The 24,846-nt window shown below is 57.6% G+C and carries 22 protein-coding genes; 7 read left to right on the forward strand and 15 right to left on the reverse strand.

The features are described from left to right. Positions 1–67 precede the first annotated feature (67 nt). The 5 genes from KO492_RS07735 (at position 68) to arfB (ending at position 4,665) form a co-directional block, all read left to right on the forward strand. Positions 68–1,450, forward strand: a complete 1,383-nt coding sequence (locus KO492_RS07735; RefSeq protein ID WP_216044437.1) for an MFS transporter — start codon at positions 68–70, stop codon at positions 1,448–1,450. Then, a complete protein-coding gene (gene mepA / locus KO492_RS07740; RefSeq protein ID WP_216044438.1) occupies positions 1,443–2,351 on the forward strand; it encodes a penicillin-insensitive murein endopeptidase in 909 nt (302 codons plus the stop codon). The genes KO492_RS07735 and mepA overlap by 8 nt, the downstream gene beginning before the upstream one ends. After that, positions 2,324–3,202: an esterase-like activity of phytase family protein gene (locus KO492_RS07745; protein ID WP_216044439.1), complete on the forward strand. Its 879-nt coding sequence runs from the start codon at positions 2,324–2,326 to the stop codon at positions 3,200–3,202. Before mepA ends, KO492_RS07745 begins: the two co-directional genes overlap by 28 nt. Before the next feature lie 163 nt (positions 3,203–3,365). Continuing rightward, on the forward strand, positions 3,366–4,007 hold the full coding sequence (locus KO492_RS07750) for a queuosine precursor transporter (protein WP_216044440.1): 642 nt from the start codon (positions 3,366–3,368) through the stop codon (positions 4,005–4,007). A 241-nt stretch (positions 4,008–4,248) separates the two neighbouring features. After that, entirely contained in the window at positions 4,249–4,665 is a 417-nt protein-coding gene (gene arfB, locus KO492_RS07755) for an alternative ribosome rescue aminoacyl-tRNA hydrolase ArfB (protein ID WP_216044441.1), read from the forward strand. A gap of 140 nt (positions 4,666–4,805) precedes the next feature. Here the strand turns inward: arfB and nqrF are convergent, their stop codons facing one another. The 6 genes from nqrF to KO492_RS07785 are packed head-to-tail and all read right to left on the reverse strand — an operon-like array spanning position 4,806 to position 10,656. Further along, entirely contained in the window at positions 4,806–6,029 is a 1,224-nt protein-coding gene (gene nqrF / locus KO492_RS07760; RefSeq protein ID WP_066601142.1) for an NADH:ubiquinone reductase (Na(+)-transporting) subunit F, read from the reverse strand. 13 nt (positions 6,030–6,042) lie between these two features. Continuing rightward, positions 6,043–6,651 carry an NADH:ubiquinone reductase (Na(+)-transporting) subunit E gene (gene nqrE, locus KO492_RS07765; protein WP_066601138.1) on the reverse strand — a complete coding sequence of 203 codons (609 nt, stop codon included), beginning with the start codon at positions 6,649–6,651 and terminating at the stop codon, positions 6,043–6,045. Continuing rightward, positions 6,651–7,304, reverse strand: coding sequence for an NADH:ubiquinone reductase (Na(+)-transporting) subunit D (locus tag KO492_RS07770; RefSeq protein WP_066601134.1), 654 nt, complete (start codon positions 7,302–7,304; stop codon positions 6,651–6,653). The genes nqrE and KO492_RS07770 overlap by 1 nt, the downstream gene beginning before the upstream one ends. After that, entirely contained in the window at positions 7,304–8,116 is an 813-nt protein-coding gene (locus tag KO492_RS07775) for a Na(+)-translocating NADH-quinone reductase subunit C (RefSeq protein WP_216044442.1), read from the reverse strand. Before KO492_RS07775 ends, KO492_RS07770 begins: the two co-directional genes overlap by 1 nt. Continuing rightward, positions 8,109–9,308: an NADH:ubiquinone reductase (Na(+)-transporting) subunit B gene (locus KO492_RS07780; protein ID WP_216044443.1), complete on the reverse strand. Its 1,200-nt coding sequence runs from the start codon at positions 9,306–9,308 to the stop codon at positions 8,109–8,111. The genes KO492_RS07775 and KO492_RS07780 overlap by 8 nt, the downstream gene beginning before the upstream one ends. Before the next feature lie 4 nt (positions 9,309–9,312). Continuing rightward, positions 9,313–10,656 (reverse strand): Na(+)-translocating NADH-quinone reductase subunit A, encoded by a 1,344-nt coding sequence (locus KO492_RS07785; protein WP_216044444.1) that lies wholly within the window; start codon positions 10,654–10,656, stop codon positions 9,313–9,315. Positions 10,657–10,825: 169 nt separating this feature from the next. Between KO492_RS07785 and KO492_RS07790 the strand changes: the two genes are divergently transcribed. Both KO492_RS07790 and nqrM read left to right on the forward strand, forming a co-directional pair. Next, complete coding sequence (locus KO492_RS07790; protein ID WP_252735437.1) at positions 10,826–11,857, forward strand: FAD:protein FMN transferase; 1,032 nt, start codon at positions 10,826–10,828, stop codon at positions 11,855–11,857. A 37-nt stretch (positions 11,858–11,894) separates the two neighbouring features. Beyond that, positions 11,895–12,131, forward strand: coding sequence for a (Na+)-NQR maturation NqrM (nqrM, locus tag KO492_RS07795; RefSeq protein ID WP_216044445.1), 237 nt, complete (start codon positions 11,895–11,897; stop codon positions 12,129–12,131). Between the two features lie 116 nt (positions 12,132–12,247). Here nqrM and KO492_RS07800 read toward each other — a convergent pair whose 3' ends face one another. From KO492_RS07800 to mutM, 9 genes are all read right to left on the reverse strand, one after another. Then, positions 12,248–14,710, reverse strand: a complete 2,463-nt coding sequence (locus KO492_RS07800) for a beta-propeller fold lactonase family protein (RefSeq protein WP_216044446.1) — start codon at positions 14,708–14,710, stop codon at positions 12,248–12,250. Positions 14,711–14,911: 201 nt separating this feature from the next. Next, positions 14,912–17,347 carry a DNA topoisomerase (ATP-hydrolyzing) subunit B gene (gene gyrB / locus KO492_RS07805; RefSeq protein WP_216044447.1) on the reverse strand — a complete coding sequence of 812 codons (2,436 nt, stop codon included), beginning with the start codon at positions 17,345–17,347 and terminating at the stop codon, positions 14,912–14,914. Positions 17,348–17,448: 101 nt separating this feature from the next. Continuing rightward, positions 17,449–18,069: a LysE family translocator gene (locus tag KO492_RS07810; RefSeq protein ID WP_066601117.1), complete on the reverse strand. Its 621-nt coding sequence runs from the start codon at positions 18,067–18,069 to the stop codon at positions 17,449–17,451. Then, on the reverse strand, positions 18,066–19,175 hold the full coding sequence (gene recF, locus KO492_RS07815; RefSeq protein ID WP_216044448.1) for a DNA replication/repair protein RecF: 1,110 nt from the start codon (positions 19,173–19,175) through the stop codon (positions 18,066–18,068). The genes KO492_RS07810 and recF overlap by 4 nt, the downstream gene beginning before the upstream one ends. Positions 19,176–19,209: 34 nt before the next feature. Further along, complete coding sequence (gene dnaN, locus KO492_RS07820) at positions 19,210–20,328, reverse strand: DNA polymerase III subunit beta (protein WP_216044449.1); 1,119 nt, start codon at positions 20,326–20,328, stop codon at positions 19,210–19,212. Positions 20,329–20,506: 178 nt separating this feature from the next. Beyond that, positions 20,507–21,892: a chromosomal replication initiator protein DnaA gene (gene dnaA / locus KO492_RS07825; protein ID WP_216044450.1), complete on the reverse strand. Its 1,386-nt coding sequence runs from the start codon at positions 21,890–21,892 to the stop codon at positions 20,507–20,509. Positions 21,893–22,686: 794 nt separating this feature from the next. Next, positions 22,687–22,950 (reverse strand): 30S ribosomal protein S20, encoded by a 264-nt coding sequence (gene rpsT / locus KO492_RS07830; protein WP_066601111.1) that lies wholly within the window; start codon positions 22,948–22,950, stop codon positions 22,687–22,689. A 169-nt stretch (positions 22,951–23,119) separates the two neighbouring features. Continuing rightward, positions 23,120–23,896 (reverse strand): enoyl-CoA hydratase, encoded by a 777-nt coding sequence (locus KO492_RS07835; protein WP_216044451.1) that lies wholly within the window; start codon positions 23,894–23,896, stop codon positions 23,120–23,122. Positions 23,897–23,956: 60 nt separating this feature from the next. Continuing rightward, positions 23,957–24,808, reverse strand: a complete 852-nt coding sequence (gene mutM / locus KO492_RS07840) for a bifunctional DNA-formamidopyrimidine glycosylase/DNA-(apurinic or apyrimidinic site) lyase (protein ID WP_216044602.1) — start codon at positions 24,806–24,808, stop codon at positions 23,957–23,959. Between the last annotated feature and the right edge of the window lie 38 nt (positions 24,809–24,846).

Here is a 24,846-nt window from a genome sequence, read left to right on the forward strand (position 1 = left end):
TTTAACCATTGCACAGATGGCACATTCCCTGTTCTATCGCCTCAACCGAGGAAAGAGGACTAAGGTCATGGGCCAACCAAGTCACCGCAAGCGCATTTGGGGCTGGATGATGTATGATTGGGCGACCCAGCCCTTTCATACGCTGATCCTGACCTTCATTTTCGGCCCTTATTTTGCAGAACAGGTGATCGCGCATCTGGTGGCGGGCGGCATGGATGCGGCCCATGCCAAGGCCGAGGCCCAGTCGATCTGGGGCTACGGGCTAACGGCGGCGGGGCTGATGATTGCCGTGAGTGCGCCGATCCTTGGGGCGATTGCCGATGAGAGCAAGCGCCGTATGCCGTGGATATGGCTGTTTTCGGCGCTCTATGTGATCGGATCAGCCGGTCTCTGGATGGCCTCGCCCGAGAGTTTCCCGACCATGTTGGTGCTCGTTTTCTTCGGTTTAGGCCTGATCGGGGTCGAATTTACCACGATTTTCACCAATGCGCTTCTGCCTGCGCTCGGCACGCGTGAAGAGATCGGCAAGATTTCCGGCAACGGATGGGCATGGGGCTATGTCGGCGGAATTGTCGCGCTGGTCATCATGCTTTTGCTGTTTTCCGAAAATGCCGACGGGGTCACGCTTTTGGGTCATGCGCCTCTGTTCGGGCTTGATCCGGCCATGCGCGAGGGCACCCGTTTTGTCGGGCCGTTTGTGGCGCTGTGGTTTGTGCTGTCTATGATCCCGTTTTTCCTGTGGGTCCGCGAGCCGGCATCGAAGAGCGTGCCGATGGCCCGTTCGGTCAAAAACGGGATGCGCGATTTGATGAAAACCCTGCGCAGCCTGCCATCGCGTCATTCGCTGTTTGCCTTTCTCGGGTCTTCGATGTTTTACCGCGATGCGCTCAACGGTGTGTTTACCTTCGGCGGCATCTATGCGCTCGGCGCACTGGAATGGAGCGTGGTGCAGATCGGCGTGTTCGGTATTCTGGCCGCCTTCACCGGAGCGGTTTTCACCTTTGCCGGAGGGTTCGCGGATCAGAAGTTCGGGCCGAAACCCGTGATCATCTTCTGTATTCTGGTGCTGATCTCGGTTTGTCTGGTCATTCTGACCATCTCCCGCGAAAGCGTCCTGTTCCAGACGGTCGAGGCCACAAGTCATTTGCCCGATATTGCCTTCTACATCTGCGGGGCGGTTCTGGGCGCGGTGTCCGGTGTGCTCCAGTCCGCGTCGCGCACGATGATGGTGCGGCAAGCCGATCCCGCGCGTGTGACCGAAGCGTTCGGACTTTATGCACTGTCCGGCAAAGCGACGTCTTTTCTGGCACCGGGGCTGATTGCACTGGCCTCGGATGTGACCAATTCCCAGAGACTCGGCATCACCCCGCTGATCGCCCTTTTCATTGTGGGGCTGGTGCTGTTAGCGTGGGTTCATCCGGAAGGCACAAAGGTTTCTGAAAATGCGTAAATGGTTGAGCGTCGCGTTGGTTCTGGCACTGGCCGGCTGCGTCGGCAGCGAGAAAGAAGACCTTGCCGCCGTACCGAAAGTGTCGGTGTCCTCCTCGGACCAGAGGCCGGCCAAGCTATTGTTCGGGCCGGTGGCCACGCCGTCGTCCCATACGCCGGAGTCCTTTGGCAGCTATGCCAAAGGCTGTCTTGCGGGGGCTGTGGCCCTGCCGGAGAGCGGCCCGACATGGCAGGCGATGCGTCTGTCGCGCAACCGCAACTGGGGTCAGCCGGTTCTGGTCGATTTTCTCGAAGACCTGTCGCGCAAAGCCGCGGCACAACCGGGTTGGAACGGCATTTATATCGGGGACATGAGCCAGCCGCGCGGCGGGCCGATGTCTTCGGGGCATGCGAGCCACCAGATCGGTCTGGATGCCGATATCTGGATGCTGCCTGCAACGCGGCTTGATCTCACACGTGCGGAGCGCGAAAGCCTCTCGTCCATTTCGATGCGTCGCGCCGCAGGGGCCTATGTGAACGACAACTGGACGCGGGCGCATCACGAAATTCTCAAAGCCGCCGCTTCCGACCCTCGTGTGGCGCGCATCTTTGTGTTCCCCGGCGCGAAAGTGCAGATGTGCAAGGACGAGAAAGGCGACAAAAGCTGGCTTCGGAAAATCCGGCCCTGGTGGGGGCATCACTACCATTTCCATGTCCGGCTGAACTGTCCGAAGGGCGATTCCTCCTGTGTGGATCAGGCCCCGCCGCCCCCCGGAGACGGGTGCGCCGATGCGCAGGACTGGGTGAATAACATCCTCAACCCGCCGCCGCCCGATCCCAATGCGAAACCGGCCAAGCCCAAGCCGCCGATCACTCTTGCCACCTTACCTGCGCAATGCTCCGCCGTCTTGTCCTCGCGCTGATCGCGAGCCTTCTTGCCAGCCCGTCTCTTGCGACCGAGGCGCGTTTTCTGGGCTCCCATACATGGGTCTCGGATGATGCCACTGTGGGCGGACTCTCCGGTCTTGAACTCTCCGAAGACGGGCGCAGCTTTGTCGCCCTGTCGGATCGTGCCAAGTTTTTCACCGGCATGCTCACGCGCAACGAAAAGGGTGTTGTCTCCGGTGTGACGCTGGAAAAGGGCATCCCGCTCTCCGCGCAAGATGGCGGGACGTTAAAGCGGTTCGAGGCGGATTCCGAAGGCTTTGCCCTGTCACGGGACGGCAAGGCCTATGTGAGCTTTGAAGGTATCCACCGGATCGCGCAGCTTGATCTCGACACGGGACGGTTGACCGATTTGCCGAAACATCCCGATTTCGAGAAGATGCAGAACAACTCCTCGCTGGAAGGCGTGGCCGTGGACGCAAGTGGCACAATCTACACCCTTCCCGAACGCTCCGGCGCGGTTGGTCGGCCTTTTCCGCTCTATCGCTATATGAACGGGCAATGGGATGCCTCATGGTCCATCCCGCGTGACGAAGACACGGATTTCCTGCCCGTAGGTCTCGACATCGGACCGGACGGGCGACTTTACCTGCTGGAACGCTGGTTCACCGGATTGGGCTTTGCCTCCCGCGTGCGGCGCTTTGATCTTGGCCCGAAGGGACCGGAGAACGAAGTCACACTCTTGCGCACACTCACCGCCACCCATGACAACCTCGAAGGCATCGCGGTCTGGGCGGACGAGGCAGGGATCCGGCTGACCTTGGTCTCGGACAACAATTTCCGCTTTTTCCAGCGCACCGAGTTCGTCGATTACCGCGTTATCGAATAACGCCACTGGCGGCCGGATCATACCTGTGCGCGACCTTCTACCAATCACGTCGCGCCACCGCACACCGCTTTATCCTTGATTTGCCCGCGCGCGGCGGGTAAACGCCCACATCGCCCCGCTCGGGGCCGAGTTGCCGTCACCTTCGATAAAAAACGGGTACATCATGAAACGTCTTCTTCCTGGCATCCTTGCCATGGCCGCCATTGTCGTGGCCTCCAATATCCTCGTTCAGTTCCTCATCATGGATGGGCTGCTGACATGGGGCGCATTCACCTATCCTTTCGCCTTCCTCGTCACCGATGTGATGAACCGTGTCTATGGCGTCGCCTCTGCGCGCAAAGTCATCCTCGCGGGTTTTGTCACGGGGATTGTCTGCTCCCTCATCGGGACACAGATCACCCTTCAAGGTGACGGCTATAGCTATCAGGCCGTTGCCATTCGCATCGCGGTTGGTTCTGCCACCGCCTTCCTTGTCGCCCAGCTTGTCGATGTCTTTGTCTTCGACCGCCTGCGCAACGGCTCGTGGTGGAAGGCGCCCTTTGCCTCCTCCATCATCGGCTCCGCGCTTGATACGGCGATTTTCTTTAGCATCGCCTTCTCGCAAAGCATCACTCTTTTCGGGGAGAATGCCGATATGGAAGTGTCATGGGCGTGGGATGCCGTTCCCTTTCTCTTTGTCGGCTCACCTGTGCCGCTGTGGATCTCGCTCGCGGTAGCCGATTGGGGTGTCAAACTCGCCCTTGCTTTGATCGCGCTCGTGCCTTTCCGCCTAATTGTTAAGCGCCTGACAGCACGTATGGTATAATTTTACTTGCCATATACCAAATCTGTGCCACCATGAACCTATCGGCAATTCATCGAAAGGAGGTGGTCCAGTGTCTAGAGTGATGTTGGAGAGCGAGGTCAAGACAGTCGGGGGGGCCGCCACCTAGAGGAACAATCTAGTGTGAAACACTCCTGATTGGGCTTCCTAATTGGCCCATCTCCTGAGATCTCGGAGGGCTGCTTTATCTGGCAGCCCTTTTCCTTTGCTGTATAGATGCCCCATGCCCCTGACCGTTACAGAACAAATCACCATCGCCGACTGGGAACTGACCGAGCAATTCGTGCGAAGCTCCGGCCCCGGCGGGCAGAATGTGAACAAAGTCTCCACCGCCGTTGAGTTGCGGTTCGAGGCGGCGCGTTCCCCGAACCTGCCCGAGCAAGTCAAACACCGTCTGCGCAGGCTGGCGGGACGGCGCTGGACCAAAGACGGGGCGATCATCATTCAGGTGGAGGAGACCCGCTCCCAAGCCCGCAACCGCGAGATTGCGCGGGAGCGTCTGGCCGAACTAATCCGCAAAGCCACCGAGAAACCCAAACGCCGGATCAAGACGAAACCGACGCGCGGCAGTATCGAGCGACGGATCAAGGCCAAAAAAGTGCGCAGCGAGGTCAAAAAACTCCGCGGGAAACCGGAGTAAACTGACGCGCCTAATCACCTGCGATTCCCACAATTCCATCCGGCTCAAACGCATTTCGGCCAGACCCCGCAGAACAGGGTCTGGCCGATTTTTTGTGTCGGGGATTTTATCGGCAAGTCCGAAACCCTGCCCGATAAAGATCAGCCCCCGAAATCATCCAGCATGATGTCTTCACGATCCACACCAAGATCCAGAAGCATGTTGATCACGGACTGGTTCATGATGGGCGGACCACACATGTAGTATTCGCAATCTTCCGGTGCGGGGTGGTTCTTGAGATATTCTTCATACAGCACGTTGTGAATGAAGCCGGTGTAACCGCCCCAGTCATCTTCGGGCAGAGCATCCGACAGCGCCACATGCCATGTGAAGTTCGGGAACTCCTTGGCCAGCTCGTCGAAGTCCTCGACAAAGAACATCTCGCGTTTCGAACGTGCACCATACCAGAAGGTGATCTTGCGATCCTTGTTCTTCAGGCGTTTGAGCTGGTCGAAGATGTGCGAGCGCATCGGTGCCATACCGGCCCCGCCACCGATGAAGACCATTTCCTTATCCGTATCGCGGGCGAAGAATTCACCGAACGGACCGGAAATCGTGACCTTGTCACCGGGTTTGAGGTTGAAGATGTAGGAGGACATCTGACCCGGCGGGATGCCTTCGGAGCCCGGAGGCGGCGAGGCGACGCGGACGTTGAGCATGATGATACCCTTTTCGTCCGGATAGTTCGCCATGGAATAGGCGCGCTCAATCGGCTCTTCGACAACGGATTCATATTGCCAGAGGTTAAACTTGTCCCAATCGGCACGATATTCTTCTTCAATATCGAAGTCCTTGTAGGACAGTTTGTGGGGCGGAGCCGCGATCTGGATATAGCCACCGGCACGGAAGTTGACGTCCTCGCCTTCGGGCAGTTCCAGAACCAGTGCCTTGATGAAGGTCGCCACGTTGTGGTTCGAGCGCACGGTGCACTCCCACTTCTTGACGCCGAAGACCTCTTCTGGGACTTCGATCTCCATATCCTGCTTCACGGCCACCTGACAGGACAGGCGGTCGCCACAGGCGGCCTCACGTTTGGTAATATGGCTTTCCTCGGTCGGCAGGATCGACCCGCCGCCCGACTTCACCCGCACACGACATTGCGCACAGGTTCCGCCGCCGCCACAGGCCGAAGGCACAAAGAGCTTTTCGGCTGCGAGCGTCTGCAACAGTTTGCCACCGGCGGGGACGGTGATCGTCTTTTCGCCGTTGATGGTGATGTTGACGTTGCCCGTGCTGACGAGTTTCGAGCGTGCGACAAGAATAACCGCCACAAGCGCAATCACGATCAGAGTGAAAAGGACAACGCCCAGACTGAATGTCATCATGAGTCCGGCCCCCTTAAAGTTTCACGCCGGAGAAGGACATGAAGGCCATAGCCATCAGACCCGCGGTGATAAAGGTGATGCCGAGACCCTGAAGCCCGTCGGGGATGTCAGAGTATTTCAGCTTTTCGCGCACACCCGCCATCGCGGTGATGGCAAGCGCCCAACCAAAGCCCGAAGACAGCCCGTAGGTGGCGGATTCGGCAAAGTTGTAGCCGCGTTCCACCATGAACAGAGAACCACCCATGATGGCGCAGTTCACGGTGATGAGCGGAAGATAGACACCCAACGCGTTGTAAAGCGGCGGGAAATACTTATCGAGCACCATCTCGAGGATCTGCACCAAGGCGGCGATCACACCGATGTAGGAGATCAGACCAAGGAAGGTCAGATCGACATCGGGGAAGCCCGCCCATGCAAGCGCACCGGGCGCGAGCAGTTTGGTCAGGATCAGGTTGTTGGCCGGCACTGTCAGCGCCTGCACCACCATCACGGAGATACCCAAGCCCATCGCCGTCGAAATCTTTTTCGACACGGCGAGGAATGTGCACATGCCGAGAAAGAACGACAGGGCGAGGTTTTCAATAAAGACGGCTTTGACCGCCAGTGAAATGAGACCTTCCATCAGTGGCCCTCCACCGTCTGGATTTTATATTCACGCTCTTCGACCTGTTCCGGCTTCCATGTGCGCACGGCCCAGATGATCAGCCCGATCACGAAGAACGCCGACGGAGGCAGAAGCAGCAGGCCGTTGGGCACATACCAGCCACCGTTGTTCACGGTTTTTAGGATGGTGATGCCCCACAGCGAACCGGAACCGAACAGTTCGCGGATCACGGAAACGACCATGAGCAACAGCCCGTAGCCAAGCCCGTTGCCGACACCGTCAATGAAACTCGCAATCGGCGGGTTCTTCATGGCGAAGGCTTCGGCGCGGCCCATCACGATACAGTTGGTGATGATCAGCCCGACAAAGACCGAAAGCGTTTTCGAGATTTCGTAGGCATAGGCCTTGAGCACCTGATCCACGAGGATCACGAGCGAGGCGATAATGACCATCTGCACAATGATCCGGATCGAGCTCGGGATCTGGTTGCGCAGCATGGAGATGAACATCGACGAAAAGCCGGTCACCAAGGTCACGGCCAGCGCCATGACGAAAGCCACCTGCATCGAAGAGGTCACAGCAAGCGCGGAACAGATGCCCAGAACCTGCAAAGTGATCGGGTTGTTGTCGACCAACGGGTCGATCAGTTGCGAACGGTATGTCTGTGCCATCAGTTCACCTCTCCTGCTTGCAGATGCTCAAGGAAGCTGCCGTAACCGGCCTGCCCCATCCAGAAGTGGACAAGGTTGTCCACCCCGCGCGATGTCAGGGTCGCACCCGCAAGCGCGTCCACATAGTAATCGGTGCCTTCGGGCGGGGGCGTTTTTGCCACAGTGATGGCAAGGTTGCCATCCTCGGCAAAGAGCTTCTTGCCGTTCCAAAGCGCCTTCCAGCGGGGGTTGTCCACCTCTGCCCCGAGGCCGGGCGTTTCGCCATGCTGGTAGAATTGCAGACCAAAGATGTCGTTGCCGTTCTCTTCCAGCGCGATAAAGCCGTAGAGCGTGGACCAAAGCCCGTAGCCCTCGATCGGCAACACCACCTTGTCGATCTCGCCATTCCCGTCACGCAGGAGATAGACCAGACGATAGGCCTGCATCTGACCGCCCAGACCCGCAGGGTCGTCGTCGAGCGGGCGCATGATCGCAGGGTCGCTTTTCGCGGCAAGGGCATCGAACTCGTCCAGCGCGAAGGCATCGGTGAATTCGCCCGTGGAGAGATCAAGCACATGCGGCTCGAAGGCTTCGAACGCGTCATTCACCGGCACGTTCTCGTCATAGACGCCCGCGACCTGAAGAACGTTGATGCGTTTGTCGCGCAGCTTGTTCTCTTCCTGAACCGGACGCAGCGCCACAGCGGCCGCCGACACGATCATGGATGCCACAAGGCAGAGCGCGACAGCGACGAAAATCGTCTTGCCAACACTGTCCGGCGGCGCATCCAGAAAACGACGAATGAGGCCTTTGTTTTCAGTTCCCTCAGGCATTGCGCTTGGCCCTCCGTTTGATGTTGGCCTGCACGACGAAATAATCGATCAGCGGGGCAAACACGTTGCCGAACAGGATGGCAAGCATCATGCCTTCGGGGAAGGCCGGGTTCACCACGCGGATCATCACCACCATGAAGCCGATCAGCGCGCCATAGATATAGCGCCCTGTATTCGTATGTGCGCCGGAAACGGGCTCGGTCACCATGAACACGAGACCAAAGGCGAAGCCGCCCGTCACGAGGTGCCAATACCACGGCATGGCGAACATCGGGTTCGAGTCAGAGCCGATCAGGTTCAGCAGACCGGAGAAAGCCATCATCCCCAGCATACAGCCGACAATCAGTCGCCAGTTGGCAATCTTGGTCAACAGCAGGAAGGCCAGACCTATCAGACAGGCGATGGTCGAGGTTTCCCCAAGCGAGCCCTGAATGGTGCCAACGAAAGCGTCCATCCAGCTGATGCCATGTTCTGCAAATGCGCTGACACCCTCGGAAGCCCCGATGGCCAGTGCGGTTGCGCCGGAGAAGCCGTCAACGGGCGTCCAGACCGAATCGCCCGACATATAGGCCGGATAGGCGAAATACAGGAAGGCGCGCCCCACCAGAGCAGGGTTGAGGAAGTTCTTGCCCGTGCCGCCAAAGACTTCCTTACCGATCACGACGCCGAAGATGATGCCCAATGCGACCTGCCAGAGCGGCGCGGAGGCGGGCATGATCAGCGTGTAAAGCATGGAGGTCACGAGGAAACCTTCGTTCACCTCATGGCCGCGCACGACCGCGAAGAGCACTTCGAAAATCCCGCCCGCGATCAGCGTCACGATATAGATCGGCAGGAAATACATCAGCCCATGCGCCATATTGGCCAGCACATTGTTCGGGTTGAAACCGATGCCCAGTGCCTCGATCACCGCAGCGCGCCAGCCCGACGGGCCGTATTCGGCAATCGCCAGATTGGTCTGAAGGCCGGTGTTATACAGGCCGAACAGGATACAGGGGATCGTCGCGATGACCACATAGGTCATGATCCGCTTCATATCGATATAAGATCGCGCGTGAGGCGCGACGGTGGTGACCGTTTTCGGCGTATAGATGAAACTTTCCACCATCTCGTAAATGGCAAAATATTTCTCATACTTCCCGCCCTTAACAAAGTGCGGTTCGATCCGGTCGAAGAAATTGCGAAGACCCAAAGCCTTACCCCTCCTTCTCGATCTTGGTGAGGCTGTCGCGAAGTGCGAGGCCATATTCATATTTTGCCGGGCAGGCAAAGCCGCACAGCCCGAGATCTTCTTCGTCCAGTTCCAGCGCACCGAGCGCCTGCGCCTGATCCGTGTCCATCACCAGAAGCGCGCGCAGCAGTTGCGTCGGCAGGAAGTCCTGCGGCATCAGCTCTTCGAACGTGCCCAGCGGCACCATCGCACGACGCCCGCCATTCAGGTTAGACGTCAGAGCATAGAGCTTTTTCGAGAAAGCCGAGCCAAGAACCGGTTGGAACGCATATTTCGACGGCATCGGACGAATCCAACCCATCGGGATCTGTTTCTGATCTTCTTCGATCAGAGTGATCTGGCGGGCATAGCGCCCGAGATAACCCGTTTGCCCCTCGCCCGCGCGCCCGCTCAGGATCGAGCCGGAGATCACGCGAATGGGTGTGTCCGTTTTCAGGTCATCGGCGCAAAGGTCGGTCATCGACGCGCCCGACACCGTGCGGACAAGACGCGGATCGGAGCACATGGGACCGCAAAGCGCGATGATACGGCTCGAGTCCAGCTTTCCTGTGAGCATCAGCTTCCCGATGGTGATCACGTCATGATAGCCGATGGTCCAGACCGTCTTGGACGCCGTGGGCGGCTCAAGAAAATGCATATGCGTGCCGGCCAGACCTGCGGGATGCGGACCGGAGAAGCCGACAGGCGTGATGCCGTCAAGGTCGGCACCCGGAACATCGGCCCCGATTTCCTGACAGAGGTAGGTCTTGCCCTCGGTAAGCACAGCGACAGCGGACAGGCCGCGTGCAAAGGCTTCGGCATCTTCATTGATGATCTGCGCGGCATCGCCCGAAAGCGGTTCGCTATCCATCGCGGTGACATAGATCGCGGCGGGTCTCGATTCCAGCGCGGGCACCTTGGAATAGGGCCGCGTGCGGAACGAGGTCCAAAGACCGGAAGCGCACAATTTTTGCACAATGCCGTCGGCGGAGTGATCATCACCAATTTGTGAAAAATCAACCGGCTCGGCCGCTGCGGGATCCACCTCGATCTCGACAGAGACGAGAACCCGACGGGCCCCGCGATTGATTGCCTTGATTCGTCCGGAAACCGGCGCGGTCACTTTTACGTCCGGCGTGTCCTTATGCGCCAGAATCGGAGCACCAGCGGCAACGACATCTCCCTCTTCAACCGCAAGGCGCGGTTTAAGCCCAAGATAGTCTTGCCCGAGTATGGCCACGGTTCGGACCGTTGCTGCATCGTCGATCCTGGCGTCGGGTGCACCAAGCACCGGAACGTCGAGACCTTTCTTCAACACATGTTGCTGCACGTCTTCTTGTCCTGTCCAAAATTCGGCTACCTTATGCGACACCAAGGCGCGGTTTGGAAGGCTTCGCGACACAGTTCTTTAAATTTTGTGTTGAAACCCATGCCAATCTGCCGCAGAAGCATGCGCAATACCTAATTTTGTAACTTCGCAGCTTAAGTGGAGCAGACCCTTGTCGAACTCTCTTCTCCTTTCTCGCCGTAGCTTCATGGTCATGCCGCTCTGTCTGGCCGCCTGCAAGAAAGGCTGGTCTGTTCTGGAACTCACCGGGCTGACGATGGGCACAAGCTACTCCATCGTGGCCGTTGATCACACCAAAGACGTGAACAAGGCAGAGCTGCAAAAGGCTGTCGATCTGGCGCTGGCCGAGGTCAACACCCAGATGTCGAACTGGGATGCCTCCTCCGAGATTTCCCGTTTCAATGCCGCCGCCGCTGGCGACAGCGTGTCCGTCTCGCCCGAGCTGGAGCATGTCATGCTCGCCGCCGAGCACGTGAACGCGGCAACCGACGGGCGTTTCGACGTCACGGTTGGTCCGCTCATTGATCTCTGGGGCTTTGGCGCTCAAGGCACCCGTGCCGATACACCAACCGATGCGCAGATTGCGGAGGCTATGGCCTGCTGTGGCCAGTCCCGCGCTCTGAAAGTCGAGAATGGCGCTCTGAAAAAGCTGAATGGCGGAGCGGAAGTCTACCTCTCCGCAATCGGCAAAGGTTTCGGCGTTGATCAGGTGGCCCGCACGCTCAAGAGCTTCGGCATCACCGATTACATGGTTGAAATCGGTGGCGATCTCTACACCGCCGGTCGCAACCCTGAGGGCAAGGCCTGGCAAATCGGCATCGAAACACCGGAAGCCTTTGATCGCGGTGTAGCAAAAGTTGTTGGCATTTCCGACATGGGCATGGCGACCTCCGGCGATTACCGCAATTTCTTCGACTTTGACGGCAAGCGCTACTCGCACATCATCGACGCGACCACGGGCCGCCCTGTCACGCACAACACAGCCTCTGTGACCGTGATGACGGAAAATGCCATGCTGGCCGATGCTTGGGCCACAGCCCTTCTGGTGCTGGGTCGCGAACGCGGTCTCGAAATCGCAAATCAACGTGATCTCGCGGTGCTCTTCATTGACCACGCCGTGAAAGACGGCGAACATGGTCGTGTGAGCTACGCCTCCGACAAGTTCACCGCGCTGACCGCGTGATCTGAAACGGGTTACTTAAACTTCTGGGAGTCGATTCATGTCGACGTTCATTCTTACCTTCGGGATTCTTTTGATTGTAATGGCCGGTATGGCGCTTGGCGTCATGTTCAGCGGGCGAACGATCAAAGGAAGCTGCGGTGGGTTGAACGCGATCTCCGACGCCGACCATTGCCTTGTCTGCAACAAGGAAATCGACCCCGACAGCCCTCTGCGTGAACGCCTGAAATGCCCACGGGCACGCAAGATGGTCGAAGATATGGAAAACGAGGCCTAGCACCTGTCTCCATAGACCAGACTCCAAAGATATTTGCGCGCTGATTCGCCTTCCTCATGGGAGGCGAACCGCGGAGTGAAAGCGCGTAAAGCGCCCCTAAGCTGGGCCTTACCCCCTTAAAATATCAACATATTTTCAATTTGAGACATGTGTTCGACTCCCTGCAAAAGAATGGAGTCGCCATGTCCGAAATCCAGCAGATAGCCGTCTTCTGTCACCTCTCCGAACGTCCTTAAAATGGAGGACACATCCGTACGCCCATCGGTCAATTCCGAGCTCAGAGAGAGAATGTCGATGCTTTCGAAATCACGAATTTTATCGGCGCCAAAGCCTTCCTCAAACACAAAAGTGTCGGCATGACTGCCGCCGATCAGCACATCATCCCCCTCACCTCCTGACAGGATATCCGCGCCATTGCCACCGTAGAGACGGTCTGCGCCCGTGCCTCCGTAGAGTTCGTCATCCCCGGTGCTGCCGCGCAGGGTGTCGTCACCCGCGCCGCCGTAGAGTTGATCAAGCCCCATATTGCCGACGATCTCATCATCGCCCTCTTCGCCATAGATCACATCTCCCCCCGAGCCACCTGCAATATAGTCATCGCCGAAGCCGCCAAAGATGCTGTCTATGCCTTCGTTGCCGTAAATTACGTCATCACCGTCCCCGCCATAGAGTTGGTCGGCGGCGCTTCCTCCGCTTATCCAGTCATTGCCATCCCCGCCTGAAATCGTGTCCCGCCCCTGACTGCCGTAGAGTTCATCCTCTCCTGCACCACCGTCGATGAAATCCAGACCGGACAGGCCAATGATTTCATCATCACCGTCCCCGCCATACAGCCTGTCACCTGCATCACCGCCGCTGATATAATCATCCCCGTCACCACCGTAGATTTCATCAAAGCCGGTGTTGCCATAGATCACGTCATCTCCGGCGCCGCCATAAATGACATCCACACTATTCCCGCCGGAGATATAGTCATTGCCATCTCCGCCATAGATGAGGTCATTTGCGCCACGGCCTTCTATGTGGTCGTCTCCGGCGAAGCCTTCCAAGACATCCTGACCGGGCGTGCCTATGAGCGTGTCGGGACTATCGGTGCCCTTACTCTCATCCGCCTCCTCCTCGTCAGGTTCTCCCCGATCCACGGTAGTAACCGGAGTGAGTTCGTCCGCTTCCCAAAAGGGGATGTTGAAAATCTTTTCCTTCTCGATATCCAGCGGGGTCAATCCATACCCGTCATGGGTTTCAACCACGAGGGTTTCCGTGCCGTAGCTCAGTTCCATGCCGGTAGATGTATAGCGAAACTCAAGCTGGTCTGTGGTATAGAGACCCACCCAGAGAGAGAGATCAATCAGGTCCACACCGAGTTCAAAGTCTACGATTCGATCCGGTACCCCGTCCGGCGTCATCACGAACCAATCCGCCCCCGCGCCGCCCGTCAATCTATCCTCACCACCTGCATCATAAATAATATCCGAACCGTTGGTGCCTTGCAGGGCGTCATTACCATCAGTGCCAAGGACAATCGGTCTCGCGGACGGGTCAACGGTGAGCTGTGTCAGCCCCGCTTCGTGAGATGATGTGACAAATATCTCGATCAGGTTCCCTTTTGCCCGCACGTCCAAGGCGTTGAGGTTCATAAGCCCCAGCGAATCGCTATCCACAACCTGCTCAAGAAAGACGAGGTTTCCGTCAGGGAGAAGGGTGAAAAGCGACAAGCCCCCATCATTTCCGCCCGCAATGACATAGGCATTCTCTCCAACCACGATAGATTTCAGGACACTAATGCCGCCGAACCGTGTGGTGAGATCGTCCAGAATGTGATCGGTCACCGACAGGGTGCCATTCGCATCCATCTCATAGACCGTGATCGTTCCCGACCCATAGCCGCCCAACAACACATAGGCCCTGTCGTCGGGCATAGTGAGCGTTGTCAGGACATTTGGCGTTGCGATGCCGATGTCCACATCTTCCTGTGTTACAAAATCAAGCGCTCCGTCCTCATGAATTCGGAAAACCGAGACTGCGCCTTCTGTGGCGGAGGCAACTGCCAGATAGCAATTCCCTGCGAGATGAAGCGTGGCCACTGCCGTCGGGTTTGACAGGAACAGCGTGGAACTGTCCGCGACATAGTTGATTTCCTCATAGCCGTCCTCGCCCGCTTTCTGCACGGACAGACCCGACATCTCCGGCGTGATGGCGATCACCAGATCGGTATTTCCGATTGTCACCGGAAGAAGCTGGATTCGGTCTTTCTCCTGACCGCTGAGGGCGGAATAGCTAGTCAGCATAGACGCGCCTTGTGCCCCGCTCTGACCTTCCAATGCGGCCATCACATAGTCCGGCAGCAGATAGCTTTCCCCGTTGAGCGTCAGCCCGACCCAATTCAGCGTCGCATTTCCGACCTCGAATTCGACAAGCTGCCCGCCTACAGACCTGTATGTCTGATAGCTGCTGCTCGCCCCGCTATAGACCGTCACCCGCGTGTCATGCTCTGAACCTTGCGTCACGAGATAAGGGACGGTCGCATCCCATACATCCAGATTGCCGCTGATGTGCTCCTGTCCAATGAACAATGCCATTTTTGCCCCACTCCATTACCCGAAATGGAGCGTGGCACATTTATCGACTGGATTTAGAGGTGGAAATGTGGCGATATTTTGGACTATGTAATTGTTTTTAAAATGTTTTAAAGACAATTGCCCGAAATATATTAGGGTTTCATAAAGACAACCCGATCCCGTTCGGGCGCATGGAGAACCTCCCCCATACGCCCGACAGGCTTACGCATCCAGATTTTCAACGTTCAGCGCGTTGTCCTGAATAAATTCTCGACGCGGTTCCACGACATCGCCCATCAGCTTGGTGAAAATGTCGTCGGCTTCGACGAAATCCTCGATTTTCACCTGCAAAAGCGTGCGGGCATCGGGGTCCAGTGTGGTTTCCCAAAGCTGTTCGGGGTTCATCTCCCCGAGACCTTTATACCGCTGGATCGAAAGACCTTTTTCGCCCTCTTCAAGAATGGCGTTCAACAGGTCGATCGGTCCGTAGATCGCGGTTTCCCGATCCTTGCGCACAAGTTTCGACGGGTCCGTATAGCGCCCTTCCGTGGCCTGCACTTCCTGATTGATCCGACGGGCTTCGCCGCCACGCAGGATCGCACCATCAAGTGTCCGCACCTCTTCGACACCGCGCAACACGCGGGTGAGGCGAATACCGACATCCTGAGTCGGACGTCCGGTCCATCCGCGCTCATATTCCAAAGCAATCAGATCGAGACGTTTCGCCACGGCATCGGCCGTGCCCGTGAGATCGGCATCAACCCGACCCGGCTCGAACGCTCCGGCCAAGGCGGCCTGTTCCAGAATGTGACGCGGGTAATGGGTCGGGAAGGCTTCGAGAATCCGTTTGAAGCTACGCGCCCCCTCAACCACGCGGGCGAGATCCGCACCGGCAATTTCCTCGCCGGATTTCAGCCGCAGCACAGCGCCCTCAACCCCTTGCTGGATCAGGTAATCCTCCATCGCGGCCTGATCCTTGAGATAGACCTCGGACTTGCCACGCGCGACCTTGTAGAGCGGCGGCTGGGCGATAAAGAGGTGCCCCGCCTCGATCAACTCCGGCATCTGACGGAAGAAGAAGGTGAGCAAAAGCGTCCGGATGTGCGCACCGTCAACGTCAGCATCGGTCATGATGACGATCTTGTGGTAACGCAGCTTGTCGAGATTGAACTCATCGCGCCCGATCCCCGTGCCCAGCGCCATGACAAGGTTGCCGATCTCTTGCGAGCCGAGCATCCGGTCAAAACGGGCACGTTCCACGTTGAGGATTTTACCTTTGAGCGGCAAAATGGCCTGCGTCTGACGGTCCCGCCCCGTTTGTGCGGAGCCACCAGCGGAATCACCCTCGACGAGGAAGACTTCGGTCTTGCTCGGATCCTTTTCCGAACAATCCTTGAGCTTGCCGGACAGGAAGTTCACATCCAGCGCCGATTTGCGCCGCGTCAACTCCCGCGCCTTGCGGGCGGCTTCACGGGCGTGTGCAGCCTCGACAATCTTGGAGACGATCATCCTCGCCTCGTTCGGGTTCTCGTCCATCCATTCCGTGAGCTTTTCACTCACAAGGTTTTCGACCGCAGGCCGGACCTCGGAAGATACCAGTTTGTCTTTGGTTTGGGACGAGAATTTCGGATCGGGCACTTTGACAGACAGGACGCAGGTCAGACCTTCACGGGCATCATCCCCTGTGAAGCTCACCTTTTCCTTTTTCGCAATCCCGCTTTCCTGCGCATATTTCGTCAGCGTCCGCGTCAATGCGCCACGGAAACCCGCAAGGTGCGTGCCGCCATCGCGCTGCGGAATGTTGTTGGTAAACGGCAGGACGTTTTCATGGTAGCTGTCATTCCACCACATCGCGACTTCAACCCCGATATCGTCACGCTCACCGGTGACGAAAATGGGTTCGGGCATCATCGCCGTTTTATGACGATCAAGGTATTTTACAAATTCCTTCACACCGCCATCGTAATACAGCTCGGTTTTAATCGGCTCCGCAGGGCGGTGATCTTCGAGAATGATCCGCACGCCGGAGTTCAGAAACGCCAGTTCGCGCAGACGTTTTTCCAGCGTCTCGAAGGAGTATTCGAGGTTGGAGAAGGTGCCTTCCGGATCGGAGGTTTTGGCCGATGCGAGGAAGCGAACCTCGGTCCCTGTTTCATCACCGGCGTCACCGATCACTTCGAGATGCTCGGCCGTCTCGCCTTTGACGAACTTGGCTTTGTGGATCTTGCCATTGCGCCAGACCTTGAGTTCCAGCCACTCGGACAGCGCGTTCACCACGGACACACCCACACCGTGCAGACCGCCAGAAACCTTGTAGGAGTTGCTGTCGAATTTACCACCGGCGTGAAGCTGGGTCATGATGACTTCGGCGGCCGAAACCCCTTCTTCGTGGTGCATGTCAGTCGGAATGCCCCGCCCGTTATCGCGCACGGAAACGGAGCTGTCTTTGTGAATAATCACCTGAACGAAATCGGCGTGGCCCGCGAGAGCCTCGTCAATCCCGTTGTCCACGACCTCGTAGACCATGTGGTGCAAGCCAGACCCGTCATCCGTGTCCCCGATATACATACCGGGGCGTTTGCGGACAGCTTCCAAGCCTTTGAGAACCTTGATAGAATCTGCGCCATATTCGGTGGACTGCTGCGGCGTGTCGGTCATGCGGTTTTCCCTATTCTTGCTTGCCTAATTTATACGCGAGCCAGCAGGGAATGTCACGCAAATGACATGGAAAAAGCGGGGAAAACCGCTGTCGGTTCCGCTCACACAAACGGCAGGATCAGCGCGACAAATATCAACAGGCATCCGGCGGAAATATTCATCCGGCGCAGCGCCTTCGGGGCCGTCATAATTTTACGCACCGCCCCGATAGAAGCGCCGAGAATAAGGTTTCCGACCAAGGGCACCACAGCGGAAATTCCGCAGATTGCGACGATATCGGGGAGGCGCAGTCCGGAAAGATCAAAGAAGCCCGGCAGGAAGCCCATGTAAAACAGGATCGCTTTCGGGTTGCTCAGGATCACCACCAACCCTGCGACAAAGCCCGCCCACATACCGGGGCGGGTGAGGCGGCTGTCGGCTGCGATTTGCTTGTCTGCATGACGGATCAGGAGCGCGCCCATGACAAGGAACATCCCCACAGCGACCCAGCGCAACACAGTGAGAAAGCCCTCGAACTCCGACACGATCCAGGAGACACCCAGAATGGCCAACAAGGACCACAGCACATCGCCAACCACAACGCCAAGCGCCAAGGGCCACGCAGCCTTGAAACCGCCTGACAGAGACCGCGCGAGCATCGCAAGCCACACGGGACCGGGCGTCAGAAACAGGATCAAAAGCGCAAAGGCATAGAGACCCAGATCGCTATAAGTGACTGTCATACCCGTTCCTTCACAATGGAGCTTCCGCTCTCTTCCGTCACCTCGAACGTCGCCGCTCGCGTTCCCAGTTCTGCAAACAGTTCAGGCCCTGTGCCCGTCATGAAAGCCTGCGCCCCCAGAGCACAGATCTCGTCGTAAAGCGCGGCGCGACGGTTCGCGTCAAGATGCGCCGCCACCTCGTCGAGCAAAAAGATCGGAGCCGCGCCGAAATCTTCGGCCAAGGCACGGCCATTGGCGAGGATCAGCGAAATCAGAAGCGCCTTTTGCTCTCCCGTCGAACACTGGTCTGCAGTCACGCCTTTGGCCGTGTAGACCCCTTCCAAATCCGCGCGATGCGGCCCGACCAAGGTCCGCCCCGCCGCAAGATCACGCGGCCGCCCATCCCGAAACGCCGACAATAGCGCTTCCTGCGTCTCGGGGAACACCATGCCGTCGGAGGCTTTCAACGAGAGCGCCGCCGTCGGGAACGCCGTCTCCGCGCCTTCTTGCGCTTGTGCAATTCTCTCTAGCGTCGACAGGCGATTGGCCATGATCGCCGCCCCGTGCTCTGCCATCTGCGCCTCCAGCGCACCATACCAATGGGCATCGCGCACCATATCCTTGAGCAGCCGGTTGCGTTCACGCATGGCCTTTTCATAAGCCAGAACCACCTCGGCATGGCGCGGCTCGAACGACATCACCATACGGTCAAGAAACCGCCGCCGCCCTTCCGGCGCTTCGATCCAGAGCCGGTCCATCGCCGGAATAAGCCAGACAACCCGCGCAATCCGTCCAAGCGCCACCTGCGCTGCCGCCTTGCCATCAATACGCACGGAGCGGGAGCTTCCGGGCTCGGCCCAGGTCTCCAACTCATGAAACTGATGCAGGGAATGAAGATCAGCGCGCACCTTCCAGCCCACGCCCTCAGGCTTGCGGGCGATCTCATCCGGAGCGGCCCGCCTGAGACCACGCCCCGGAGACAAAAGAGAAACAGCTTCGAGAATATTGGTCTTGCCCGCACCATTGGCACCCCAAATGGCGACAGGCCGCCCGTCCAATTCTAGACGCGCGGCCCTATGGGAGCGGAAGTGCGACAGGCTCAGCTCTTCTATGAACAGGCCGCCCATCGCGCCTCACTCGTTTCCTTTGCTGCGAAAATACTCACACGCGCATCGGCATGACGACATAGACAGCGGATGTATCATTGCCTTCACGCATCAGGGTCGGATCACCCGAAGAGTTGAACAGGAACACCGCGTTCTCGCGGTCAACCTGAGACGCGATTTCCAGCAGGTATTTGGCGTTAAAGCCAATTTCCAGACGTTCGTCATTATAGGCAACCGCCAGTTCTTCTTCGGCGGCCCCACTATCGGGCGCATTCACGGACAGAGTCAGCTTGTCTTCGTCCAGCGTCAGCTTCACCGCACGCGAGCGTTCCGAAGACACGGTGGCCACACGGTCCACAGCCTTGGCAAAATCGGACGCATCCACTTCCAGCTTGCGGGTGTTTCCGACAGGAATCACGCGGGTGTAATCAGGGAAGGTTCCGTCGATGACCTTGGAAGTCAGGGTGATTTCCGGCGTTGCAAAGCGGATCTTGGCCTCAGACACAGAAACCGCGATGGTCATATCGTCATCGTCCAGAAGTTTGCGCAGCTCGCCCACGGTTTTACGCGGCACAATCACACCCGGCATATCGGCCGCTTCCGGCGGCAGTTCGGCATCAATGCGCGCAAGGCGGTGGCCATCGGTTGCCACACAACGAAGCGCCTTGCCGTTTTCGCTATCCGCCACATGCATATAAACGCCGTTCAGATAGTAACGGGTTTCCTCGGTCGAGATGGCAAATTTCGATTTATCGAAAAGACGGCGAAGAACCGGCGCAGGGACCGCAAAATTGCTCTCGTATTCGGCAGAGGCCATCACGGGGAAGTCTTCTTTCGGCAAAGTCGCGAGAGAGAAGTTCGACCGCCCTGCCTCAACCGTCAGGCGCCCGTTTGCGCCATCATCGGTGAGCTGGACCATCGCCCCGTCGGGCAGTTTGCGGACAATCTCGTGGAGCGTGACGGCGGACACCGTTGTTGCTCCGGCGCGTTCGACCATCGCCGCACATTTGTCCACGACCTCGATGTCGAGATCGGTTGCGCGGAAGGACACCGTGTCCCCCTCAGCCTCGATCAGAACATTGGCCAAGATCGGAATGGTGTTCCGGCGCTCGACAACAGATTGCGCCTGACCGACGGCTTTCAAAAGCGTGCCGCGTTCGATGCTGATTTTCATACCACCCTCGTATGTCTCATGAGCCGGGGCGTTGAAGGTAAACGATCCAACGCCGGGCGCAATAGTTTGTTTGCACAGACTGTGTGGATAACAGTCGGGATCGTCAAGAGAAGGCCGCACACCACGAGACATTTGTCGTGGCAGTGCAGCGATTTGGACTCAACTTCCATCAAACGGATCAGGCTTCAAGCGTCCGGCGCAACATTTCCAGATCATCCGCGATCTGGCTGTCTGTCCCTTTCAGCTCCTCAATCCGCTTCACCCCGTGCATGACCGTGGTGTGATCACGTCCGCCAAACCGGCGACCGATCTCCGGCAGGGAGCGGGTTGTCATGTGTTTCGCAAGATACATGGCGACCTGACGCGGGCGGGCGATAGAGCGCACACGTTTCGGACCAATCATGTCGGACAGGCGAATGGCGTAATGCTCAGAAACTTTGCGCTGGATTTCCTCGACAGTGACCTTGCGCTCGGATGCCTTGAGAATATCGGCAAGGCACTCCTGCGTCAGATCCAGATCAATCTCACGACCGACCAGAGAGGCAAAGGCAAAGAGCCGCATCAAGGCGCCTTCCAGAACGCGCACGTTGGTCGAAATGCGGTGAGCAAGGAACTCCAGCACGCCATCCGCGAATTTCAGCCCCGGATATTGGTTGCGATAGCTTTCCGCCTTGGTTTGCAAAACACCCAGACGCAATTCGTAATCCGTCGGATGCAGGTCCACCACAAGACCACATTGCAGACGCGACTTGATCCGGTCTTCGAGGCCGACGATTTCCCCCGGCGCACGATCTGCCGAAATAATGATCTGTTTGTTCTGGTCCACCAGCGCGTTGAACGTGTGGAAAAACTCTTCCTGCGTCGAATCCTTACCAGCGATGAACTGGACATCATCCACCATGAGAACATCGACAGAACGGAAAATCTGTTTGAAATCAATCATCTGACGATCACGCAACGCCTGAACAAAGCGGTACATGAACTGTTCGGCAGAGAGGTAGAGAACCCGAAGCTCGGGGTCGCGTTCACGGATTTCATGGGCGATGGCGTGCATGAGGTGGGTCTTACCAAGGCCAACGCCGCCATAGAGGAACAAAGGGTTAAAGGTCACGGGGCCGCCCTCGGCCACGCGGCGCGCAGCAGCATGGGCCAGTTCGTTCGGCTTCCCGACGACGAAATTATCAAATGTAAAACGCGAATCGAGCGGCGCACCGGGCAGCTCATCGGCGCGGGGCTCCGGGCTTGGTGCGGCAGCTTGTGCGGGTTCACCGGATTTGACCGCCGGTTTCGCCGTTGGAGCCGCTGCGGATGCCCCCGCCTGATGCGGCTCGACTTTGAATTCTACGCGAGACGCAGATTCATTTGCGGCTTTGAGGTGAAGCAGGATCGTATCTGAAAAGTTACGAGAGACCCAGTTCGCCATAAAACTTGTCGGCACGGAGAACACCGCCACGCCATTATCTACTGTTTTGAGTTCGAGCGGCTCGATCCAGTTTGCGTAGTTATTGCGGCCCACGCTTTCAAGAAGTTGCTGCTTAACACGTCCCCACGTATCGTTTTTCATTTTCTTTTTTCGACCCATTATCGATATTCGTTATCGTTTTTATGTAACCAACGCTTTGTAAGCGTCGGAGTAAGCGTCGGACCTCTGCGGTTGCCCGCAAAGATCACGGCTCGTGCGTTTCGAATCGTCTTGAGTCTACGGGACGGAAAAGACCATCGGCCACGCGACACCCTCACAAGTCGCGTGTTGCCGACACCGGCTCCCATAATTCGTGTCCCGTTCAAAACCTGTCACAGCACCAAGACCTCACTCTTCGGCGCACAGGCTCCACAACGACGACACGGGTTTTTGCGGACAGACCGGCTGGTCATTTGCTTTGAAAGCATGATCAGGCACGGACAGCCATAATCCGGATACCCCTATCCGAAATATGACCTCAGGGACGTGCCATTGAATTTCCCGGATCGAAGATACGGCAGCGCACCTTCTCAAGATCCAAGAATTTGAACGACACGATTCTGAATGTCCCCCCAAGACGACGTGAATCGCATGGACAAGCTAGCAACCTGTCGAGCAGAGTCGCAATCTATCTTCGCGCTTGACTCTGTCTTTACGAAAACCGAATCCAGATTCCTCAATAACGAGCCGTTCAACGTGGCGGTTTTGCCTCATTCGAGCGGGCATCGAATATTTTTTCGGTCAGGGGAATTGCGCTAACAGCGCCGGATTTGCTAGCCGCGTTTCTCTCGAAAGATTCGCTGCACCTGCGCAATAAATAGGACGTATTTATAAGGCAATACGCACAAAAAACGCGCCCTCAGGCGCGTTTTCATCTTGGCATCAATGCGTTGCGATCAGCCGAGAGCTTTCACGCGCGCAGCAAGACGGGAAACCTTGCGGGATGCTGTGTTCTTGTGAACCACACCTTTGGTCACACCGCGCATCAGTTCCGGCTGAGCAGCTTGCAGAGCGGCTTTCGCTGCGGCCTGATCGCCAGATGCAATCGCTTCTTCAACTTTGCGCAGGTAGGTGCGGATACGGGAGCGACGGGCTTTGTTGACGTCTGTGCGACGGACGGCCTGACGGGCGCGTTTTTTGGACTGGGGCGAATTAGCCATGATCTATTCCTCTTCGAGGTCGTGTTACAATTTCGATTGCGCGAACGGCCTCGCCACCCTTTCGGGGAGGATTATCATAGCCTAAAGCGGGCTCCACGCGCATGTAAGGCGTTCCTTTAGGCGAGAATCACCCGAAAGGAAAGCCTGTATTTCACTTATCCGCGCCCGATCACTTGTCGCGGAACTGCGGCTCGCGTTTTTCCGCAAAGGCCGCCATGCCTTCTTTCTGGTCTTCCGTCGCAAACAGGCCCTGGAAACTCGCGCGCTCAAAGCGCACCCCCTCGGCCAGTGTCATCTCGTAGGAGCGATTCACCGCCTCTTTCGCAGCCGCCACGGAAATCGCACTTTTCTCTGCGATCTTGTCCGCGACAGATACCGCTTCCTCGACCAGCTTTTTGGCCGGAACAATGCGTGAAACAAGGCCCGCACGCTCGGCTTCCTCGGCCTCCATGAACCGTCCGGTCAGAATCATTTCCATCGCCTTGGACTTCCCGACGAAACGGGTCAGGCGCTGTGTCCCGCCAATACCGGGAATGATGCCAAGGTTGATTTCCGGCTGCCCGAATTTCGCATTATCCGCAGCAAGGATGAAATCGCACATCATCGCCAGCTCGCAACCACCGCCCAGCGCATACCCCGCCACAGCCGCAATCACAGGCTTGCGGGTGGCCGTGATCCGGTCGGCATCATCCGCAAACAACCTCTCCGCCGCCAGATCTGCATAGGATTTCTCCGACATTTCCTTGATATCGGCGCCAGCGGCAAAGGCTTTCTCCGATCCGGTGATCACAATGGCGCGGACTTTCGGATCAAGATCCGCCTTAGACAGCGCATCCGCCAGCTCCGAGAGCAATTCGGAATTGAGCGCGTTGAGCGCCTCCGGCCGGTTCAGCCGGATCAATTCGACATTGTCCTTGGTCTCGATAAGAAGCGTTTTGTAGGCCATATCGCCCTCCGGTTCTGGTCTATGCGGGGGAGTCCTAACATCTGACCCGAACGGATCAAGTCATCTTTGACAGCTCGGACAAAAGAAGCTGGAACGCCCCGATTGCGTGATTCTTTTGATCCCGGATGCACAATCCGGCGTCACACAGGGCTGCCCCTCGCGACCGTAAACACGGAAATTATGCTGGAAATAGCCAAGCTCACCGTCAGCCTGCCGGAAATCCTTGAGCGAAGACCCGCCCGCGTCAATCGCCTCCAGCAACACCTCGCGAATGATCGGGACAAGTGCGGCAATCCGCGCGTCAGAGATTCGAGAAGCTTTGCGCGCCGGATGAATCCCCGCCCGAAACAGCACTTCGCAGACGTAGATATTGCCCAATCCCGCAACGATATGCTGGTCCAGAAGCGCCGATTTGATCGGACTGTTCTTGCCCTTGAGCGCGGCAATCAGATGGTCTTCGCTGAAACTGTTGCCCAAGGGCTCGGGCCCCAGCTTGGCCAGAAGCGGATGCGTTCCCTCCGCACCCGTTGCCATAAGATCCATCGCGCCGAAACGCCGCGGGTCGTTAAACGTGATACGCGCGCCATTGTTCATGTGAAATACCACATGATCGTGCTTCCCCTGTGCCGGATGCTCGTGCACAAACTGCCCGAGCGGATCGCCGGACACAGTCATCCGCCCCGACATACCAAGATGAATCAAAAGCGTCTCCGCGCTGTCGAGATCGGCAAGGATGTATTTCGAGCGCCGCCGCAACTGCAAAACCGTGGCTCCGGTCAGCCGTTCCGCCATCCGTTCGGGAAACGGCCAGCGCAAATCAGGCCGGTTCACATCGGCGCGCAGGATCTTCTGTCCCGTCATCGAAGGTTCCAACCCGCGACGAACCGTCTCGACTTCTGGCAATTCCGGCATTTTGGCCCCTTCGCTTTGCGACATGCGATTGTCACGCC

This window comes from Celeribacter halophilus (genome assembly GCF_018860305.1).
Lineage (GTDB): Bacteria > Pseudomonadota > Alphaproteobacteria > Rhodobacterales > Rhodobacteraceae > Celeribacter > Celeribacter halophilus_A.